The following is a 15439-nucleotide window of genomic DNA, read 5'->3' on the forward strand; positions in this document are numbered from 1 at the left end:
CCTAATTTTGAACGATGAAAGCCCCCGTACTCCTCAGCCTGCCTGTACCCGACCTGTTCAGCTTCGACGAATGTCTTTGGTTCCTCGACCGCGGTCTCGACGATTGTATGCACCGCGTGCAGGACGGCTATCTCTATAAAGCGCTGGATACAGGCCAGGGCAGGCTGCTCTTCCAACTGGGCTGCCGCGAGGGGCAGTTGCAGGTAACATTGCCGGCAGGCGAAGCTTCGGTCTTCAACCTGCAATATCTTAGCGGCTATATCAGGGAGTGGCTGCACCTCGATGCCGGCCTTCAACCCTTTTACCGTAAGCTGGAAAGCGTAAAGTCCCTGGCTTATATGACAACGGCATTCCGCGGATTGCGCCTGCCCGCCATCAACTCCCTGTTCGAGGCTTTGTGCTGGAGCATCATCGGTCAGCAGATCAATCTTACTTTTGCTTATAAGCTCAAACGCAGGCTGGTGGAGCATTACGGCACATCGATCACCGCAGGTAACGTTACCTGTTTTATATTCCCGGAGCCGGCTGCATTGGCCGGTGCCGAGGAGGCCGTGTTGCGCGAGATGCAGTTCTCCCGGCAAAAGATCAATTACCTGGTTGCGCTGGCTGCCGCTTTTGAAGCGGGTGTTATGGACCGGAGCCGGCTCGATGCCTTGCCCTCCTTTGCCGACCGGCAACAGGCGCTGTTGCAATTAAAGGGCGTGGGTGTATGGACTGCCAATTATGTCCTGATGAAGTCGTTGCGCGAGCCGGGCAGTATTCCCCATGGCGATGCGGGTCTCTTGCAGGCCCTGGTAGCGCATGGTATTATGAAAGACCGTAAAGACCTTGCCGCGGCAGAACGCCTGTACCGCAAATTCAAAGGCTGGGAAAGCTACCTGGTCTTTTATCTCTGGCGCAGCCTGGCACCGCGTACCTAAAGCAGGCTGCGAAAGGTGATATTGATCCGTGCTGTTTTGGGAAGCGCCGTTTTGGGCAGGGCATGCAACCAGTGGTGTTGGGTAAGGCCCTGCATCAGCAATATACTGCCGGGCTCCAGGTCTATGGTGTACACCTTTTTTTTATCCCGGTGGTGTTTCAGTTTAAAGCTACGCACCGCACCAAAGCTCAGCGAAGTGATCACGGGGTTAGGGCCCAGTTCCGGCTCATTGTCCCGGTGCCAGCCCATGCTGTCCTGCCCGTCGCGGTACAGGTTCAGCAAGGCGCTGTTAAATCCTTGCCCTGCCAGGGCTTCGGCTTTCTGTTTCAGTTCAGCGAGCGTATCGGTCCAGGGCAAGGGCTGCATGGTAATGCCGGAATAGCTATAGGCTTTGCCTGCATCGCCATACCAGGCGGTAAGCCTGGGCTGCAGCACTTCCCGCCCGAATATGCGGATCGCTTCATGGCGCCAGGGCGTTGCTGCAATTAATTGTTGCAGCAATTTTTCGCTGGCCTCCGGGCTAAACACCGCAGGGAAATAGCGTACATCGCCATCATAAGGCAGGAGATTGCCGGTATCGGTAAAGAGGTTCGTCATCGGGTCTTGTTTTTCCAGGCCTGGTAAGCCGCTTTAAGACAATGGCCGCAGGGCCGGTAGCCCTTGGCAAGGGCATCGGCCTCGTCGGCAAAGAATACCCTGTTTTGCACCAGCATGTTGCGGCCGGAGCGGCAACGTAAAGTTCCGTAGATTTTTAATTTCCGGTTGCCGGCAAGGGTTATGGCTCCACAGCGGAATAAATACCGGAAATGCCTGCTGCGTGTCGTTGGGGTATTGCCGAGTGCGGTATGCAGGATCATAGGCGCTTAACTTAATGCATCATGAAAAATAATCCCCAATGCATACCGCGTGCCGCTGATTACGGCGCTGATGCCATGTTTCATATGGACGCGATAATAGCCCCTGCTGCCCTTTTCGGGCCGGAAGCTGGTGGTAAATACAAGCGCATCGCCTTTCCGGGGACGCAGCACCACGGCCTTCGACTGTGCCCGCGGCACCTGCTGGGTCAATACAAATTCGCCGCCTTCATACTCCTCGCCGGGTTCACTCAGGCAAAGCACGAGTTGCATCGGGAAGTAAATATCGCCATACAGGTCCTGGTGCAGGGTATTAAAACCGCCCGGCCCGTATTTCAAGATCAGCACCGTGGGTTTGTCCTGGCCGGCTGCAATACATTCCTGCTGCAGGGCGGCCAGTTGGGGCGGGAATTGCCGGGGTACCTGTAAGGCCTGCATCCAGCCATTGGCAATCGGCGCCAGCAGCGGGTACATATACGCCCTGATCTCCGCGATAAGCCCGGGCAGGGGATAGCCGAAATATTTATATTCACCCTTGCCAAAGCGGTACCGTTCCATGTTCACGGTTTTACGGTAGCCTTCCTCGCGGTCATAGAGGGCGCGTAGTTCATCGCAGGTTCCCTTCGCCAGGAAGCCGGGCAACAGGGCGTAACCATCACGGTTCATCTGTTCTGTAAGCACTGCGCTGTCCGGTGTTGTTATGATTTGTTTAAGAGCGTGTATCATGCCTGTTGTGCGGCCTCCCATCCGATCATCGCGTTTTTGCGGGTGCTGCCCCAATGGTACTGGCCTATTGCGCCACCCGACTGGATTACCCGGTGACAGGGAATGAGGTAGGCTACCGGGTTCTGGCCTACGGCCGTACCTACGGCGCGGTAAGCGGCAGGATGTTCGATGGCGTCGGCAATGCGGCCATAGGTAGTCAGGTCGCCCGAAGGCACTTTCAACAGGGCCTCCCATACTTTTATCTGGAAGGGCGTGCCTTTAAGGTGCAGTTTAACTTCCTGTAAGCGGTTGCCGTCCTGGTGGAAGATATGCAGGGCATTTTGCTGGTGTTGGTCGGTAAGCTGCCTGTAGTGCGCGTTAGGGAAAAGTGCTTTAAGTTCTGCCAGTGCCAGCGTCTCATCGTCGGCAAAGGCCATATAACAAATGCCTTTTTCGGTAGCGGCCGTCAGTATATTGCCAAAGGGGGTAGTGGCGTAGCTGTAATTGATATCGAGCGCCGCGCCGCCGTTTTTATAAGCCCCGGGTGTCATGCCTTCTATTTTTATAAACAGGTCGTGCAGGCGTCCTGTGCCCGAAAGCCCGGTTTCATAAGCCGTATCCAGCAGGGAGCTTTCTTTTTCTTTCAATACCTGCTTGGCATACTCGATGCTCAGGTAACCGATAAATTGTTTGGGGCTCACACCGGCCCATTCCGTAAACAACCGCTGGAAATGAAAAGGGCTGAGATGCACCTGTTCCGCGATCTTGTCCAGGTCGGGCTGTTGGCGGAAATTGGCCTGTAGGTAGGTAATCGCTGCTGCGACCCGGTTATAATTAAGCTGCTGTTGTGTTTCCATCTTACTTATTTTTTACAGTACAAAATTACCAGCTGCCCGGTGGCCCGGCAACCCGGAAATTGCGCAAATCAGTAAGACAAAGATACAGGATACAGGCGCCCTGGCCTTACCGGCCGGGCGCCTGTACCGGCGTTTATTATACGCCCCATACGCGGTCCTCCTGTTCGGTGTCGGCCGAAAACACCGTTACCGCCGTTATTTTGCCGGCTTCTACGGTGTACATGTCGATATTCGCTACATCCAGGGGCGTTGCGGCCGGCGCTGAAGATTGCCAGTGCAGCGTTACGGCTACCTGGTTGCCACATACACAGGCCTGCCCGATAGCCGCGAGCCGCAGGGTGTTTTCAGTGGCGGCAAACATATGGCCGACCATAGCGAATACCTCGCCGGCATTCTGTTTCAGGCCGGAGGTCTTATTATTGCCGGCTTGCAGCCATTGTACTTCGGGATGGAGCAGGGCGGCCAGTGTCGCATTGTTGCCTTGTTGTACGGCAGTGAGGAAGGCGATGACGGTTTCTTTTGCGGAAGTGTTCATTGTTGTTTTGTTTATCAGTTAAAAAAGAATGCTTCGGTGAAGCGTTTTTGCTTGGAACAAAGGTAGCTGCAGTGTCCTCCTGCATGGTTATCATAACACGACAGAGGCTTATCTTATTACGACATATTGTTCCGGGCTTGCCGGGGAATAGTTACTTTTGAACGATGAAACAACAGCAACGCCAATTGCTCCTGTTGTTGCTGGCTTATGCCGCGCAGCGGGATGTGGATCCGGACCGCCTTTGCCGTCTTGCGGGTTTGGACCGGCAACGCCTGTCGCCGGGCCGCGAGCTTAAGGCCAGCCCCGAACAGGTAAATCGTTTATGGGAGAACGCGGCGGCATTGAGCGGCGACCCGCTTTTCGGCCTGCATTTTGGCGCATCGTCGCAACTGGCGGCCCTGGGTGTAGTCGGCGCCCTGATCGGGACCAGCGATACGGTAGGCGCTGCCGTTAGCCAGGTCTGTACTATGACCGGCCTGTTTACCAGCCTGTTTACCATCGATGCCGAATTGAATACAAAACATTTTACGATGCATTTTCGCCCGGCAGCCGGCGTAGATAGCGCTGCGCCTGCGTTCCGGCATATGATCGATTTCTTTATGGCCTTTGCCGTGCATGAGCTCGATGGCCTGTTGTGGACCAAAGTAATTCCCGATGCCGTGTATACGGTACACAGCGCCACCCTGGAACCTGCGCTGGAACAGGTGTTCCGCTGCCGGCCGCTGTTGCGTAAAGACAAGTATGCCCTGCGTTTTCCGCGGGCCCTATGGGATGAACGGATACTGACTGCCGATTATGAAATGCAGGCCCTGCACCTGCAACAGGTACAGGCGCTCCTGGGACAAAAGCCGGGGCTGGGCGAGTTCGGTACTAAAGTATATGCCTTCCTGATGGCCAATGCTTACCTGGGCTTGCTGTCGCTCGAAGCCCTGGCCGCGGGGTTTAACCTGAGCGGCAGAAGCCTGCAGCGCCGGTTAAAAAACGAAGGTACCGGCTACCAGGAAATTGCCGACCAGGTAAGGCGTTCGCTGGCCGAGTCGTATCTCGGCGCCGGAACTTACCCGATCAAGGAGATCTCGGGTTTACTGGGGTATAACGAAGTGAGCGCGTTTACACGCGCTTTTAAAAAATGGACCGGAACTACGCCGGCCGGTTACAGGAATTGAGATCAGGAGCGGGATTTCCGGCTTCGCAAAGAGATGGCCAGGAGGATCAGATGCAGGCCCAGCAGCACTACCAGGTAGCCCACCGGTTTGGCATTATAGATACCCTGTATAAGCCGGGCCAGGCCGGTAGCCAGCACCAGCAGGGATAGTACCCTTGTCCATAAGATTTGCCTGTGAGCAGGGGGCACGAACAACCGTTCGAGGTAAGGCAGGCCGTGGTTCAGCAAAAGCAGTAAGGCATAAAACACCAGGAAGTGTTTGCCGCTAAGCCGGAAGGGATTCCAGCGGTCGTATTGCTGGTGGATAAAAGCGAGCGGGGCCAGGATGCAAGCCAGTGTGGCGCTGCCGTATAGCCATGTGGCCGTTTGACCGGGGTGTTTGTTTTGCATAGGATTCATCGTGTTGTCGTTTTTGAAGGTTAACTGCCGCCGCATCCGCCGCAACCACCGCCGCATCCGCTGCCACAACTGCTGCCGCAACTACTGCTGCTGCAACTGCTGCCGGTGCTGCTACTGCAGGAACTGCCGCCGCTGTCCTGGTGTTTCTTTTTGGGATCGCGGGGATCGGAGCTTCCGAAGATGCCGGAAAATATGGCCAGGAGCGCTATCCAGGTAGCCACCGGGGTGAAGGTGCCATTGCAGCCGGGTAAGATAAAGAGTAGCAGGAGTAAGGGACTAAGGCGTAAGGCGCGCCGGAGGCGTTTGTAGATAGGGGCTTTCGGCGCCGGGGGGCTGTCTTGCCAGATATGGGATGGGGGCGCTGTGCCGAAGATAACCTGGTATTGGGTAAGCGTGTCCCGCTGCCAGAGCTCGTGTTTGTTGCGGTCTTGCCGGCCGCCGGTGGAAGGGTGATGGTGGAGTTTGCGTTGCAGTACTTTTTCGCAAAAATGCTCCCAGTAGTTTTGGGTATAGACCAGGTGCATATGCCAGACCTCATCGATAATGTGCGGGGGCGAAGCGCCCTGGGGCAGTATACAGCAGAGGTATACAAACTTTTTATACTCTGCAATGGCTTCGGCGGTAAAAGCTGTGGTCCATTGTTGTTCCCTGGCCAGTTTTTTAGAGAAGGGCAGGGCTATGCCCGGTTGGTCGGGGCTGAAGTCGTTGATCCGTTGCCAGAGCGCCTTGTCGGCCACTATCCTGATCCCGGGATCCTGTTGTGTCGTGTTCATGTTTTTCTTTTTTGTTCTGATACAAATATGCACCAACAACCTGCCACAATCGTCTTGTTTTTGTCTTATTAAGTCTTATATTCGTATTATAAACGTATTAGCATGACGAAGGAAGAATTGGTCAACCTGGAGCGGCTTATGAATTACCTCTCATTTCATTATCTCCGTAAAAGCAAATGGGAAGATGTGTCCAAAACAGAATGGACGGCCGTGGTGGCCGAGTTGAATACGGTATTGCAAAAGCCGCAATCCGGGAGGACACCCGTATTGAAGCCTGTGCTGCTGGGCGAACACTATCTCTACGAACACCTGGTGATCAAAAAACTGAAACCCTGGAAAGCCCGAAAACCACTGGCATCCTTAAGTAGCCCCAACTTTGGCCGGCTCAATACGATCGTGGCCGCGCTGGGCTATAACAGCTATATCGATTTTATCAACAATGCAACGGATAATTTCAGTTTCCACGAACTGAAGATCAATATCCCGCTGGCAGAAGGCAATACCCGCCTGCTCGACCACCTGGTCGGCTACTGGTATTGTTATAACCGTAACCTGCCCGAGCACCCCGAGGTGCCGCAGGGCGAAAGGGTATGGCGCTCGGCCATGGAAATTTACAAGTCGGGTGGAGAGTACCTTGTGGAGCGTACCGGTAAGGATCATCATATGTATTACGGCAAGATCACTTCTTATGCCGACTATGTATTCATCATCATGAACAGTACCACCTTTATCCGGCAGCGGCACTTTATCGGCCGCCTGAAGGATGTGAACGATCATATCCGCCAGCCGGGTTTCCGCGTAGACCAGATGAATTTTGTCAGTACCTGCGTCAGTTTTAACGAGGAGCCGATCGCGTTATACGAGATATTCGACCGGGTGCAACACGTACGCGATTTTGAAAAGACCTCGGTAGACCTGGCGCTGGACAGCAAACACCTGCCTAAGCATATCCGCCAGCACCTGCAGGACGCACGGCTGAACCGGATTACCGAGCACTAGGCGCTACAGGATCCAGCTCAGTTCGCCGAAATTATACTTTTCGATGCCCCTGTGCCCGAGCAGTACCAGTTGCCCGTCTGCATTCACTTCCTGCACAAAGGCGGTAAAATCCCGCTGGTTTTGTTTTTCCTGGAAATGCATTTCGCGGTTGCGGCCGAAGAGGTGGTTGTTGTATTGCTGCAGCAGGTTACCGGTTTCCGGGGCTGTTTCGGGGCGCAGGGCATTCAGCATACCGGTACGGACATCGGTTACGATCTCGTAAAGGTCGAATTGCCGGCCTGCGGCCAGGCTCAGCGAGGTGGCATGAGGCAGGTGCTCCGGGAATGCCGGCTGGTTTACATTGATGCCGATACCGATTACGGCATAGGCCCAGTTCATGCCACGGAACACATTTTCAATGAGTACGCCACATGCCTTTTTGTCATTTATGTAGATATCGTTGGGCCACTTTATGGCAACTTGCCACGCATCGGATAAAGCCTCCAAATATTTAGATAACGTTAACGCTACCGACATGCTCAGCCGGAATTGCTGATCGGCGCCCGTTTCGGGCCTGATGATAAGGCTCATAGCGATATTGCCTGCTTCGTCCTGCCAGGTATTACCCCGTTGGCCCTTGCCCTGGGTTTGTCTTGCAGCCCAGATCACCTCTCCGTGTTGTGCCAATCCGTCGTCGATGCGTTGCATGGCATAATTGTTGGTACTATTAATAGTATCAAAGTAATGAAGCCATTTGGGAAATGTATTTTCTGCGTTTTGTGCCAAAAGATTCCTTAATTTTGAACGCAATATAATTGAATAACGAATATAGAACACAGCATTGGAGAAAATAATAAGTTCGCTTAAAAGCCGCACCAAATCAGCCACGCGTACCAGCCGCGACAGCCGGTTATTTCAAACCATCCTGAAAGCCATTCATGATAAAAAAGGGGAAAATGTCGTTTCGCTCGATCTGACCAGGATTGACGAAGCGGTAGCGGATTTTTTTATTTTATGCGAAGCGCAGTCGCATGTCCAGATCAAAGCCATTGCCGATAATATCGAAGAAGAAGTGCGTAAGACCTGTGATGAGAAGCCTTATCACACCGAGATCGGCCCGGCATGGACCCTGGTAGACTACGTAAACATTGTAGTGCATGTGTTCCAGACCGACGAACGTAAATTCTACGATCTTGAAGGTTTATGGATGGATGCGGAGCGCATGGAGCACCCGGCATCCTGATATCCGCGTTCCCCGAATAAATTGCATTTATTTTTAACAGGTATAATAAAAACGTCCGTTAATTTAAACCCGGTCTCCGGTTAGCGGATAGTATTGTAACCTTTCCCTGGAAAGGTTTTGCCGAGCGGCCTTTTTTCTGCATTGACCGACGAAAGCCCGCCCGGTAGGAAATCAGAGGATTTATGGAAGAGAATAACAGCAGAGGTGGGAAAGGCGGTTTACCCCCGGGGTTCGACAACTCACCCAAAAATAACCGCAAAGGTCCTAAATTCAATATGTATTGGATTTACGGCCTTATTGTACTTGCACTGATCGGCCTGCAATTTTTTGGAAGCAATATGCAATCCCAGGAGAAAGAAATTTCTTTCCTGGAGTTTCGCCAGGCTTTCCTCGACCAGGGTAAAGTAAAAAAAGTAATTATCGTCAACAAGGAAGTAGCCGAAGTGTTCCTGAATAAACCGGCGCAAACCCCTCCCGCCAACCAGAACCCCATGGGCCTGGGCGCACCAAGGGAGAGTGAGCCCGACTTTAAATTCAACATTGGCTCTTACGATGTATTTGACCGTAACTTCCAGGAAGTGATGAAAAAATACGTGGCAGAAGGCCGGCCGGAAGTGCCGGTTACCCTCGAAAACAGGGGCAGCTTTTTCCGCGATTTCTTAAGCACAGCCCTCCTGCCGATCATTATCCTGATCGCGATGTGGGTACTGATCTTCCGTAAAATGGGCCCAGCGGGCGGTGGCGCCGGCGGCGGCATCTTCAACATCGGTAAATCCAAGGCCCAGTTGTTCGAAAAAGGTACTAAAGTCAATATCACGTTCAACGATGTAGCCGGTCTCGACGAAGCGAAAGTAGAAGTGATGGAAATCGTTGACTTCCTGAAAAATCCTAAAAAGTATACGTCGCTGGGTGGTAAGATCCCGAAAGGCGCTTTGCTGGTAGGTCCTCCGGGTACCGGTAAGACGCTCCTTGCCAAAGCCGTAGCCGGCGAGGCCCAGGTGCCCTTCTTCTCCATGTCGGGTTCCGACTTCGTGGAAATGTTCGTGGGCGTAGGCGCCAGCCGTGTACGCGACCTGTTCAAACAGGCACGCGACAAGGCGCCTTGTATCGTATTTATCGATGAGATCGACGCCATTGGCCGTGCAAGGGGTAAAAATGCCGTAATGAGCAACGACGAACGGGAGAACACCCTGAACCAATTGCTCGTGGAAATGGATGGTTTCGGTGGCGACAGCGGTATCATTATCCTGGCGGCAACCAACCGTCCCGATGTACTGGATTCCGCCCTGCTGCGCCCGGGCCGTTTCGATCGCCAGATCTCGATCGACGTACCGGATGTAAAAGGAAGGGAAAAAATATTTGAAGTGCACCTGGCCCCGATCAAAAAATCGAAAGACCTGAATATCGCCAAACTGGCGGTGCAGACACCGGGTTTTGCCGGCGCCGATATCGCCAATATCTGTAACGAAGCAGCCCTGTTTGCCGCCCGTAAAGGCAAGACCGAGGTGGACATGAGTGACTTTAATGACGCGATCGACAGGGTAATCGGTGGCCTGGAAAAGAAAAACAAGATCATTTCCCCGGATGAAAAACGCGTAATCGCTTACCACGAAGCCGGGCATGCCGTTTCCGGATGGTTCCTGGAGCATGCGCATCCGCTGGTTAAGGTTACTATCGTACCGCGTGGCGTAGCAGCCCTGGGTTATGCACAATACCTGCCTAAAGAAATGTATATCCGCAATACCGACCATATGATCGACGATATGTGTATGTCGCTGGGCGGCCGTGCGGTGGAAGAACTGGTGTTCGGTAAAATCTCTACCGGTGCGCTGAGCGATCTGCAGCACGTTACCAAAATGGCTTATGCTATGGTATCGGTATACGGTATGAACGATAAAGTGGGTAATATCTCCTTCTACGACGGACAAAGCGAAGGCAGCTTTACCAAGCCGTACTCTGAAGAGACCGGCCGTATTATCGATGAGGAAGTACGAAAACTGGTGGACAGTACCTACCTGAAAGTGAAAGAACTGCTCTCCGTTAAAATGGATGCCGTTAAGATCATTGCCGAACAACTGCTGAAAAAAGAAGTACTGTTCAAAGACGACCTCGAAAACCTGATCGGTAAACGTCCTTACGAAACAGAAGAAACATTCTTCGAAGATATTCCGCCGGTAACCAATCTGCCACTGGGTGATGTGATCCCTAAAAGCGATGCACCATCTGTACAGCAGGGACCGGAAGAAGGACAGGGTATCGCTTAAAAATATAAAGCAATAGCATCATAAAAAAACGCAGGCCTTAAGGTCTGCGTTTTTTATGTTTATTACTGGCCTGTCCTCCTGCGCGTAGCGAAGAATCTCCTTTTTGAGTAGCAAGTATCAGGTATCAGGTATCAAGCGGGAGTGTTGTCATCCTGAGCGTAGCGAAGGATCTCATCCCTTAGCTGGCTTCAATAGAGTGGTATCTGCAATGGAAGCTGTCCTCCTGAGCGTAGCGAAGGATCTCATCAGTTAGCTGGCCGTATTAAAGGGGATTATCAAAGGGAGTGTTGTCATCCTGCGCGTAGCGAAGAATCTCAAGTTTTATCATAAAGAAAGTCCACCGCGGGAGGTGGACTTTCTTTTATCTTATAAGGCAGCTGCCTGTTAATCCATTTCGGGATACAGGGCGAAGCCGCGCATGTATTCATTTACTTCTCCTTTTACGGCAGCTACTACCTGTGCATCTTCGGGGCTCATCAGCACGCGATCCAGCCAGTTTACGATCAGGCTCATATCGCTTTCTTTCATACCCCTGGTGGTAATGGCCGGTACACCTACACGGATACCGGAAGTTACGAAGGGCGATTTATCGTCGAAGGGCACCATGTTTTTGTTCAGCGTAATATCGGCCTGCACCAGCGCATTTTCGGCTTTTTTGCCGGAGATGTTTTTGTTACGCAGGTCGATCAGCAGCAGGTGGTTGTCTGTACCGCCGGAAACGATATCGTATCCTTTTTCGAGGAAGGCGGTAGCCATCGCCTGTGCATTGCTCTGCATCTGGCGGGCATAGGCTTTGTATTCGTCCTGCAGGATCTCGAAGAACGAAACGGCTTTGGCTGCGATCACATGTTCCAGCGGACCGCCCTGTAAACCCGGGAATACCGACAGGTCGAGCAGTTGGCTCATCATACGGATATCGCCTTTAGGACCTTTCAGTCCCCATGGGTTTTCGAAATCGTTTTTCATCATAATGATACCGCCACGGGGACCACGCAGTGTTTTGTGTGTGGTTGAGGTAACGAAATGACAATGATCGAAAGGAGAATTGAGCAGGCCTGCGGCGATAAGACCAGCAGGGTGCGCGATATCGGCCAGTACCAGGGCGCCTACTTTATCGGCAGCGGCGCGGATGCGGGCATAATCCCAATCGCGGCTATAGGCCGAGGCGCCGCAGATGATCAGTTTGGGTTTTACTTCAAGTGCTTTGGCTTCGAGCGCATCGTAATCTACGCGGCCGTCTTCTTTACGTACGCCGTAGTGATGGGCCTGGTAAGCCTTACCGGAGAAGGTTACCGGCGAGCCGTGGGTCAGGTGGCCGCCCATGCTCAGGTCGAGGCCCAGGATCACATCGCCATGCTGCAGTACGGCAAACTGTACGGCAGTATTGGCCTGTGCGCCGCTGTGCGGCTGTACATTCACATAGTTCACATTAAAGATGGCTTTGGCCCGGTCGATGGCCAGCTGCTCGCTTTTGTCGACCACTTCGCAACCGCCGTAATAACGTTTGCCGGGATAACCCTCAGCGTATTTATTGGTCATTACATTGCCCATGGCCTGCATCACCTGCAGGCTGGTCAGGTTTTCGGATGCGATAAGCTCCAGGCCCCGGCGCTGGCGGTCCAGCTCCTCTTTAATCAGGCCAAATATCTGTGTGTCTCTTTGCATAAGATTGATGAATGTAAGGGAGTAAGCGTTTCTTTAAGTAAAATAAGGCGCCAGCTTTTCGAAAAGGATGTCCGGCATGGGTATTTTTCTGCGGGCTACGGGGTCGAAGAAAACGAGGGTGACGATACCGGTGTTCAGGAGCTTCCCGTTCTCGTTGTACAGGTCGGAGTGGAACTGGATCTGCGGGCTTTCCTTATCCAGCACTTTAAGGCTGGTCTTAACCGTAACCAGGTCGTCGTATAAAGCCGGGCGGAAGTATTTGGCATTCATCTCCACCACGGGCATCATTACGCCCTGCTCCTCCAGTTGCTTATAGGTAAAGCCAAGCTGGCGTATAGCTTCGGCACGGCCCTGTTCGTAGTACAAGGCGTAGAAGCCATAGTAGAGATAGCCCATTTGGTCGGTTTCCCCGTAGCGGACGCGTATCTGGGTGTCGGAAGTATACATAGCAATTATAAAACAGGGATAAGGTCCGGGGGGTAATGCCCTGCCGGTAACCTTATCCCCGGGGCGTTAAGCCATATTGTGAAACACGCGTTGTACGTCGTCGTCCTGTTCAACACGCTCGATCAGTTTAAATACGTCTTCGGCCTGCTCTTCAGAAACCTCTACGGTATTCATCGGCAGCCATTCCAGCTCTGAAGAGATCGCAGTGATGCCTTTTTCTTCCAGGGCTTTCTGCATGTTGCCAAAGTCGGCAAAGTCGCAGCGTACGATAATATTGCCTTCGCTGTCTTCGCCCAGCTCGTCTAGACCGGAGTCGATCAGTTCCAGTTCCAGGTCGTCGGTATTGAGGCCTTCGGGGCTCAGTTTGAATACGCCCAGGTGTTTGAAGGTAAAGGCCACGGAACCGCTGTTGCCCAGTGTGCCGCCGCCTTTGTTGAAGTGCGAACGTACATTGGCTACGGTACGGGTTGTATTGTCGGTAGCCGTTTCTACCAGGATGGCAACGCCGTGGGGGGCGTAACCTTCGTAGAGCACCTCGTCGTAGTTGCTGGTATCTTTACCGAGTGCATTCTTGATCGCAGCTTCCACACGGTCTTTCGGCATGTTGATGCTCTTGGCATTCTGCATGCAGCGACGCAGCATCGGGTTGTTTTCAGGATCCGATCCGCCTTTTTTTACAGCAATAGCAATCTCTTTACCTATCCTGGTAAACCCTTTTGCCATTTTATCATAACGGGCAAACATCTTGGATTTACGAACTTCGAATATACGTCCCATAAACTTGGAATAATTTTAATTAACAGGTTGCAAAATTAGACAAAAAATATCGGGATTGTTCATAATTGTTATGCCGTTATCCTAAGAAGTATTACCATTTTTAAGCTTACATTTGCAGGTATTTTTTACGATAATTTCATGAATAAAATAAAAATAAACGAAGGCCCTGAGCTCGAAGTGACGGCCTTGCCGGCTGAAATGAAAATCGCGGATAACCACCTTTCCTGGGATCTCCGTAAAATGCCGGATGGTACCTATCATATCCTGGCCAACGGTAAAAGCTATAATGCTATTCTCGAAGAAATAGACCGTGCTGCCAAAACGCTGAAACTGCGTATCAATGGTAATCGTTATGAACTGAGCATCCAGGAGCCGATCGATCAGCTGCTGAAAAAGATGGGACTCAATATTGCCAAATCCAATAAAGTAGAATCGATCAAAGCGCCGATGCCGGGCCTGGTGCTTAAAATAATGGTTACCGAAGGACAGGAGATTAAAAAGGGTGAGCCCGTGCTGATCCTTGAAGCGATGAAGATGGAGAACGTATTTAAAGCGCCTGCCGATGCAGTGGTAAAATCCATTAAAGCAACCGAACGCACGGCTGTGGAGAAAGGACAAGTGCTGATAGAATTGGCATAAGTTTTGCAAACCGGTAATAGGACACGTTATAGTTTTACCGTTAGGATAACGGTTGTGTACCGGTTTATTTTAAATATTAATTCTTAGAGGATGAAGTACCTGATTGGTTTGTGCCTGTTGCTGGTTACGTCTTTTGCAAGGGGCAACAATTATTCGTATATCTATATCGAAGGCGATAAGCAGACGCCCTTTTATGTAAAAATGGAAGGACAGATGTTGCCGCGGCTGGGTAAAAATTATTGCATTATCCCGAACCTGGATGCCGGTGTAATGAATATCGAGATCCTGTTCCAGCAAAATAGTTACCCGGCGCAGAAGTTTGCACTGAACATACCCGCTGCCGGCCGCAGGGGCTTTGTACTGCAAAAGGTAAACGACCGCCAGTTCGCTTTATACGACCTGCAACAGGGTAACTATATCGTGTCGGGCAATAAACCGGAAGAGGATAAACTGCCGGAAAATAACGATGCCGCGGTCGTTGTAGACAATACAGCCGACGTTAAAGGAGAACCGGTAACCGCGGCTACCGATCCCGAAGACCTGCCTGCCTTTACGCCTGCTAAGAACAAGAAGAAAACGCCGGCAGCCAAACAGGCCAAAAGCGAAGAACAGCAGCAGGCCGATAGCCGTTTTATCAGCGACCTGGAGCTGAATACCGGAAAAGGACAACCCGTAGCTAAAACCGTAGAGGCGGTGCCCGCCTTCGAAGGGCAAACAACACCAGCGCCTGCGCCTAAAAAGAAAAAGAAACCGAAACGCGAAGTGGATCCCGATCTGCCGGCGATACGGGATGAAGAGGACGGCCAGGATCACCGTGTAACTGCCGACAAGCCGAAAGCTGCGCCTGTGGCGGAAGAGCCTGCGGGCATACCCAACAGCGACTGCCGTACGGCTATGAGCAATGATGAGTTTGAAAACTTTGCCCTGAAGATATTGGATGAGGATGCCGACGACGATGCCAAGATCAAAATACTGACTAAGAACAAAAAGAAGAATTGCTTCTCTACCGAACAGGTACGCATTCTTGCCAATAACCTGGTAACCCAGTCGGGCCGTTATGATGTGGTAAAGATGTTGTACCCGCAAACCAGCGACCAGGCTAATTACGGCAAGCTGGAAAGCCTGTTCAAAACCAATTTCCTGAAAGAGAAATTCCGCGCGATCATCGGTCAATAATAATTGACGAACGGGTAGTATAAAGATCCTGGAAAACGGGAGC

18 protein-coding genes are annotated in these 15439 nt (G+C 52.1%); 7 read left to right on the plus strand and 11 right to left on the minus strand.

The annotated features are described in order from the left end of the window. Window positions 1-14: 14 nt before the first annotated feature. Window positions 15-920: a DNA-3-methyladenine glycosylase family protein gene (locus B0I18_RS10675; RefSeq protein WP_106522696.1), complete on the plus strand. Its 906-nt coding sequence runs from the start codon at window positions 15-17 to the stop codon at window positions 918-920. Here the strand turns inward: B0I18_RS10675 and B0I18_RS10680 are convergent. The 5 genes from B0I18_RS10680 to B0I18_RS10700 all read right to left on the minus strand — a co-directional run bounded on the left by B0I18_RS10680 (window position 917) and on the right by B0I18_RS10700 (window position 3870). Further along, entirely contained in the window at window positions 917-1516 is a 600-nt protein-coding gene (locus B0I18_RS10680) for an alpha-ketoglutarate-dependent dioxygenase AlkB family protein (protein WP_106522697.1), read from the minus strand. The two genes, B0I18_RS10675 and B0I18_RS10680, sit on opposite strands and share 4 nt — an antisense overlap. Further along, window positions 1513-1776, minus strand: a complete 264-nt coding sequence (locus tag B0I18_RS10685; RefSeq protein ID WP_106522698.1) for an Ada metal-binding domain-containing protein — start codon at window positions 1774-1776, stop codon at window positions 1513-1515. The genes B0I18_RS10680 and B0I18_RS10685 overlap by 4 nt, the downstream gene beginning before the upstream one ends. Before the next feature lie 6 nt (window positions 1777-1782). Then, window positions 1783-2499: a 2OG-Fe(II) oxygenase gene (locus tag B0I18_RS10690; RefSeq protein ID WP_106522699.1), complete on the minus strand. Its 717-nt coding sequence runs from the start codon at window positions 2497-2499 to the stop codon at window positions 1783-1785. Continuing rightward, the gene (locus tag B0I18_RS10695) at window positions 2496-3335 is read right to left on the minus strand and encodes a methylated-DNA--[protein]-cysteine S-methyltransferase (protein WP_106522700.1); all 840 of its coding nucleotides are present in this window, start codon (window positions 3333-3335) and stop codon (window positions 2496-2498) included. Before B0I18_RS10695 ends, B0I18_RS10690 begins: the two co-directional genes overlap by 4 nt. Window positions 3336-3471: 136 nt before the next feature. Next, entirely contained in the window at window positions 3472-3870 is a 399-nt protein-coding gene (locus B0I18_RS10700; RefSeq protein WP_106522701.1) for a nuclear transport factor 2 family protein, read from the minus strand. Between the two features lie 164 nt (window positions 3871-4034). On the opposite strand from B0I18_RS10700, the gene B0I18_RS10705 reads away from it, so the two are divergent. Next, complete coding sequence (locus B0I18_RS10705) at window positions 4035-5036, plus strand: AraC family transcriptional regulator (RefSeq protein WP_106522702.1); 1002 nt, start codon at window positions 4035-4037, stop codon at window positions 5034-5036. 2 nt (window positions 5037-5038) lie between these two features. On the opposite strand, the gene B0I18_RS10710 is transcribed toward B0I18_RS10705, so the two are convergent. Beyond that, a complete protein-coding gene (locus B0I18_RS10710) occupies window positions 5039-5434 on the minus strand; it encodes a hypothetical protein (RefSeq protein WP_106522703.1) in 396 nt (131 codons plus the stop codon). 20 nt (window positions 5435-5454) lie between these two features. Then, window positions 5455-6207: a glycine-rich domain-containing protein gene (locus B0I18_RS25075; protein WP_106522704.1), complete on the minus strand. Its 753-nt coding sequence runs from the start codon at window positions 6205-6207 to the stop codon at window positions 5455-5457. A 102-nt stretch (window positions 6208-6309) separates the two neighbouring features. On the opposite strand from B0I18_RS25075, the gene B0I18_RS10720 reads away from it, so the two are divergent. Continuing rightward, window positions 6310-7206, plus strand: a complete 897-nt coding sequence (locus B0I18_RS10720) for a hypothetical protein (protein WP_106522705.1) — start codon at window positions 6310-6312, stop codon at window positions 7204-7206. Window positions 7207-7209: 3 nt separating this feature from the next. On the opposite strand, the gene B0I18_RS10725 is transcribed toward B0I18_RS10720, so the two are convergent. Then, a complete protein-coding gene (locus B0I18_RS10725) occupies window positions 7210-7971 on the minus strand; it encodes a biotin--[acetyl-CoA-carboxylase] ligase (RefSeq protein WP_106522706.1) in 762 nt (253 codons plus the stop codon). Between the two features lie 55 nt (window positions 7972-8026). Between B0I18_RS10725 and rsfS the strand changes: the two genes are divergently transcribed. Continuing rightward, complete coding sequence (rsfS, locus tag B0I18_RS10730) at window positions 8027-8428, plus strand: ribosome silencing factor (protein ID WP_181358425.1); 402 nt, start codon at window positions 8027-8029, stop codon at window positions 8426-8428. Window positions 8429-8610: 182 nt separating this feature from the next. Continuing rightward, window positions 8611-10692 (plus strand): ATP-dependent zinc metalloprotease FtsH, encoded by a 2082-nt coding sequence (ftsH, locus tag B0I18_RS10735; RefSeq protein WP_106522707.1) that lies wholly within the window; start codon window positions 8611-8613, stop codon window positions 10690-10692. A 384-nt stretch (window positions 10693-11076) separates the two neighbouring features. Here the strand turns inward: ftsH and B0I18_RS10740 are convergent, their stop codons facing one another. The 3 genes from B0I18_RS10740 to B0I18_RS10750 all read right to left on the minus strand — a co-directional run bounded on the left by B0I18_RS10740 (window position 11077) and on the right by B0I18_RS10750 (window position 13581). Further along, window positions 11077-12357: a serine hydroxymethyltransferase gene (locus tag B0I18_RS10740; protein ID WP_106522708.1), complete on the minus strand. Its 1281-nt coding sequence runs from the start codon at window positions 12355-12357 to the stop codon at window positions 11077-11079. 33 nt (window positions 12358-12390) lie between these two features. Further along, window positions 12391-12804: an acyl-CoA thioesterase gene (locus B0I18_RS10745; RefSeq protein ID WP_106522709.1), complete on the minus strand. Its 414-nt coding sequence runs from the start codon at window positions 12802-12804 to the stop codon at window positions 12391-12393. 66 nt (window positions 12805-12870) lie between these two features. Next, on the minus strand, window positions 12871-13581 hold the full coding sequence (locus B0I18_RS10750; RefSeq protein WP_106522710.1) for a YebC/PmpR family DNA-binding transcriptional regulator: 711 nt from the start codon (window positions 13579-13581) through the stop codon (window positions 12871-12873). A 138-nt stretch (window positions 13582-13719) separates the two neighbouring features. Here B0I18_RS10750 and B0I18_RS10755 point away from each other — a divergent pair, with 138 nt between their 5' ends. Both B0I18_RS10755 and B0I18_RS10760 read left to right on the plus strand, forming a co-directional pair. After that, on the plus strand, window positions 13720-14220 hold the full coding sequence (locus B0I18_RS10755) for an acyl-CoA carboxylase biotin carboxyl carrier protein subunit (protein WP_106522711.1): 501 nt from the start codon (window positions 13720-13722) through the stop codon (window positions 14218-14220). Between the two features lie 90 nt (window positions 14221-14310). Beyond that, entirely contained in the window at window positions 14311-15396 is a 1086-nt protein-coding gene (locus tag B0I18_RS10760; protein ID WP_106522712.1) for a proline and serine-rich protein 1 family protein, read from the plus strand. Window positions 15397-15439 lie beyond the last annotated feature (43 nt).

Origin of the sequence: Taibaiella chishuiensis, from assembly GCF_003014535.1 — a bacterium.
Lineage (GTDB): Bacteria > Bacteroidota > Bacteroidia > Chitinophagales > Chitinophagaceae > Taibaiella > Taibaiella chishuiensis.

Excerpts from the sequence above, each read along its gene's own strand:
- B0I18_RS10675 (WP_106522696.1), top strand. The coding sequence starts at position 15 with ATGAAAGCCCCCGTACTCCTCAGCCTGCCTGTACCCGACCTGTTCAGC.
- B0I18_RS10680 (WP_106522697.1), bottom strand. The coding sequence starts at position 1,516 with ATGACGAACCTCTTTACCGATACCGGCAATCTCCTGCCTTATGATGGC.
- B0I18_RS10685 (WP_106522698.1), bottom strand. The coding sequence starts at position 1,776 with ATGATCCTGCATACCGCACTCGGCAATACCCCAACGACACGCAGCAGG.
- B0I18_RS10690 (WP_106522699.1), bottom strand. The coding sequence starts at position 2,499 with ATGATACACGCTCTTAAACAAATCATAACAACACCGGACAGCGCAGTG.
- B0I18_RS10695 (WP_106522700.1), bottom strand. The coding sequence starts at position 3,335 with ATGGAAACACAACAGCAGCTTAATTATAACCGGGTCGCAGCAGCGATT.
- B0I18_RS10700 (WP_106522701.1), bottom strand. The coding sequence starts at position 3,870 with ATGAACACTTCCGCAAAAGAAACCGTCATCGCCTTCCTCACTGCCGTA.
- B0I18_RS10705 (WP_106522702.1), top strand. The coding sequence starts at position 4,035 with ATGAAACAACAGCAACGCCAATTGCTCCTGTTGTTGCTGGCTTATGCC.
- B0I18_RS10710 (WP_106522703.1), bottom strand. The coding sequence starts at position 5,434 with ATGAATCCTATGCAAAACAAACACCCCGGTCAAACGGCCACATGGCTA.
- B0I18_RS25075 (WP_106522704.1), bottom strand. The coding sequence starts at position 6,207 with ATGAACACGACACAACAGGATCCCGGGATCAGGATAGTGGCCGACAAG.
- B0I18_RS10720 (WP_106522705.1), top strand. The coding sequence starts at position 6,310 with ATGACGAAGGAAGAATTGGTCAACCTGGAGCGGCTTATGAATTACCTC.
- ftsH (WP_106522707.1), top strand. The coding sequence starts at position 8,611 with ATGGAAGAGAATAACAGCAGAGGTGGGAAAGGCGGTTTACCCCCGGGG.
- B0I18_RS10740 (WP_106522708.1), bottom strand. The coding sequence starts at position 12,357 with ATGCAAAGAGACACACAGATATTTGGCCTGATTAAAGAGGAGCTGGAC.
- B0I18_RS10745 (WP_106522709.1), bottom strand. The coding sequence starts at position 12,804 with ATGTATACTTCCGACACCCAGATACGCGTCCGCTACGGGGAAACCGAC.
- B0I18_RS10750 (WP_106522710.1), bottom strand. The coding sequence starts at position 13,581 with ATGGGACGTATATTCGAAGTTCGTAAATCCAAGATGTTTGCCCGTTAT.
- B0I18_RS10755 (WP_106522711.1), top strand. The coding sequence starts at position 13,720 with ATGAATAAAATAAAAATAAACGAAGGCCCTGAGCTCGAAGTGACGGCC.
- B0I18_RS10760 (WP_106522712.1), top strand. The coding sequence starts at position 14,311 with ATGAAGTACCTGATTGGTTTGTGCCTGTTGCTGGTTACGTCTTTTGCA.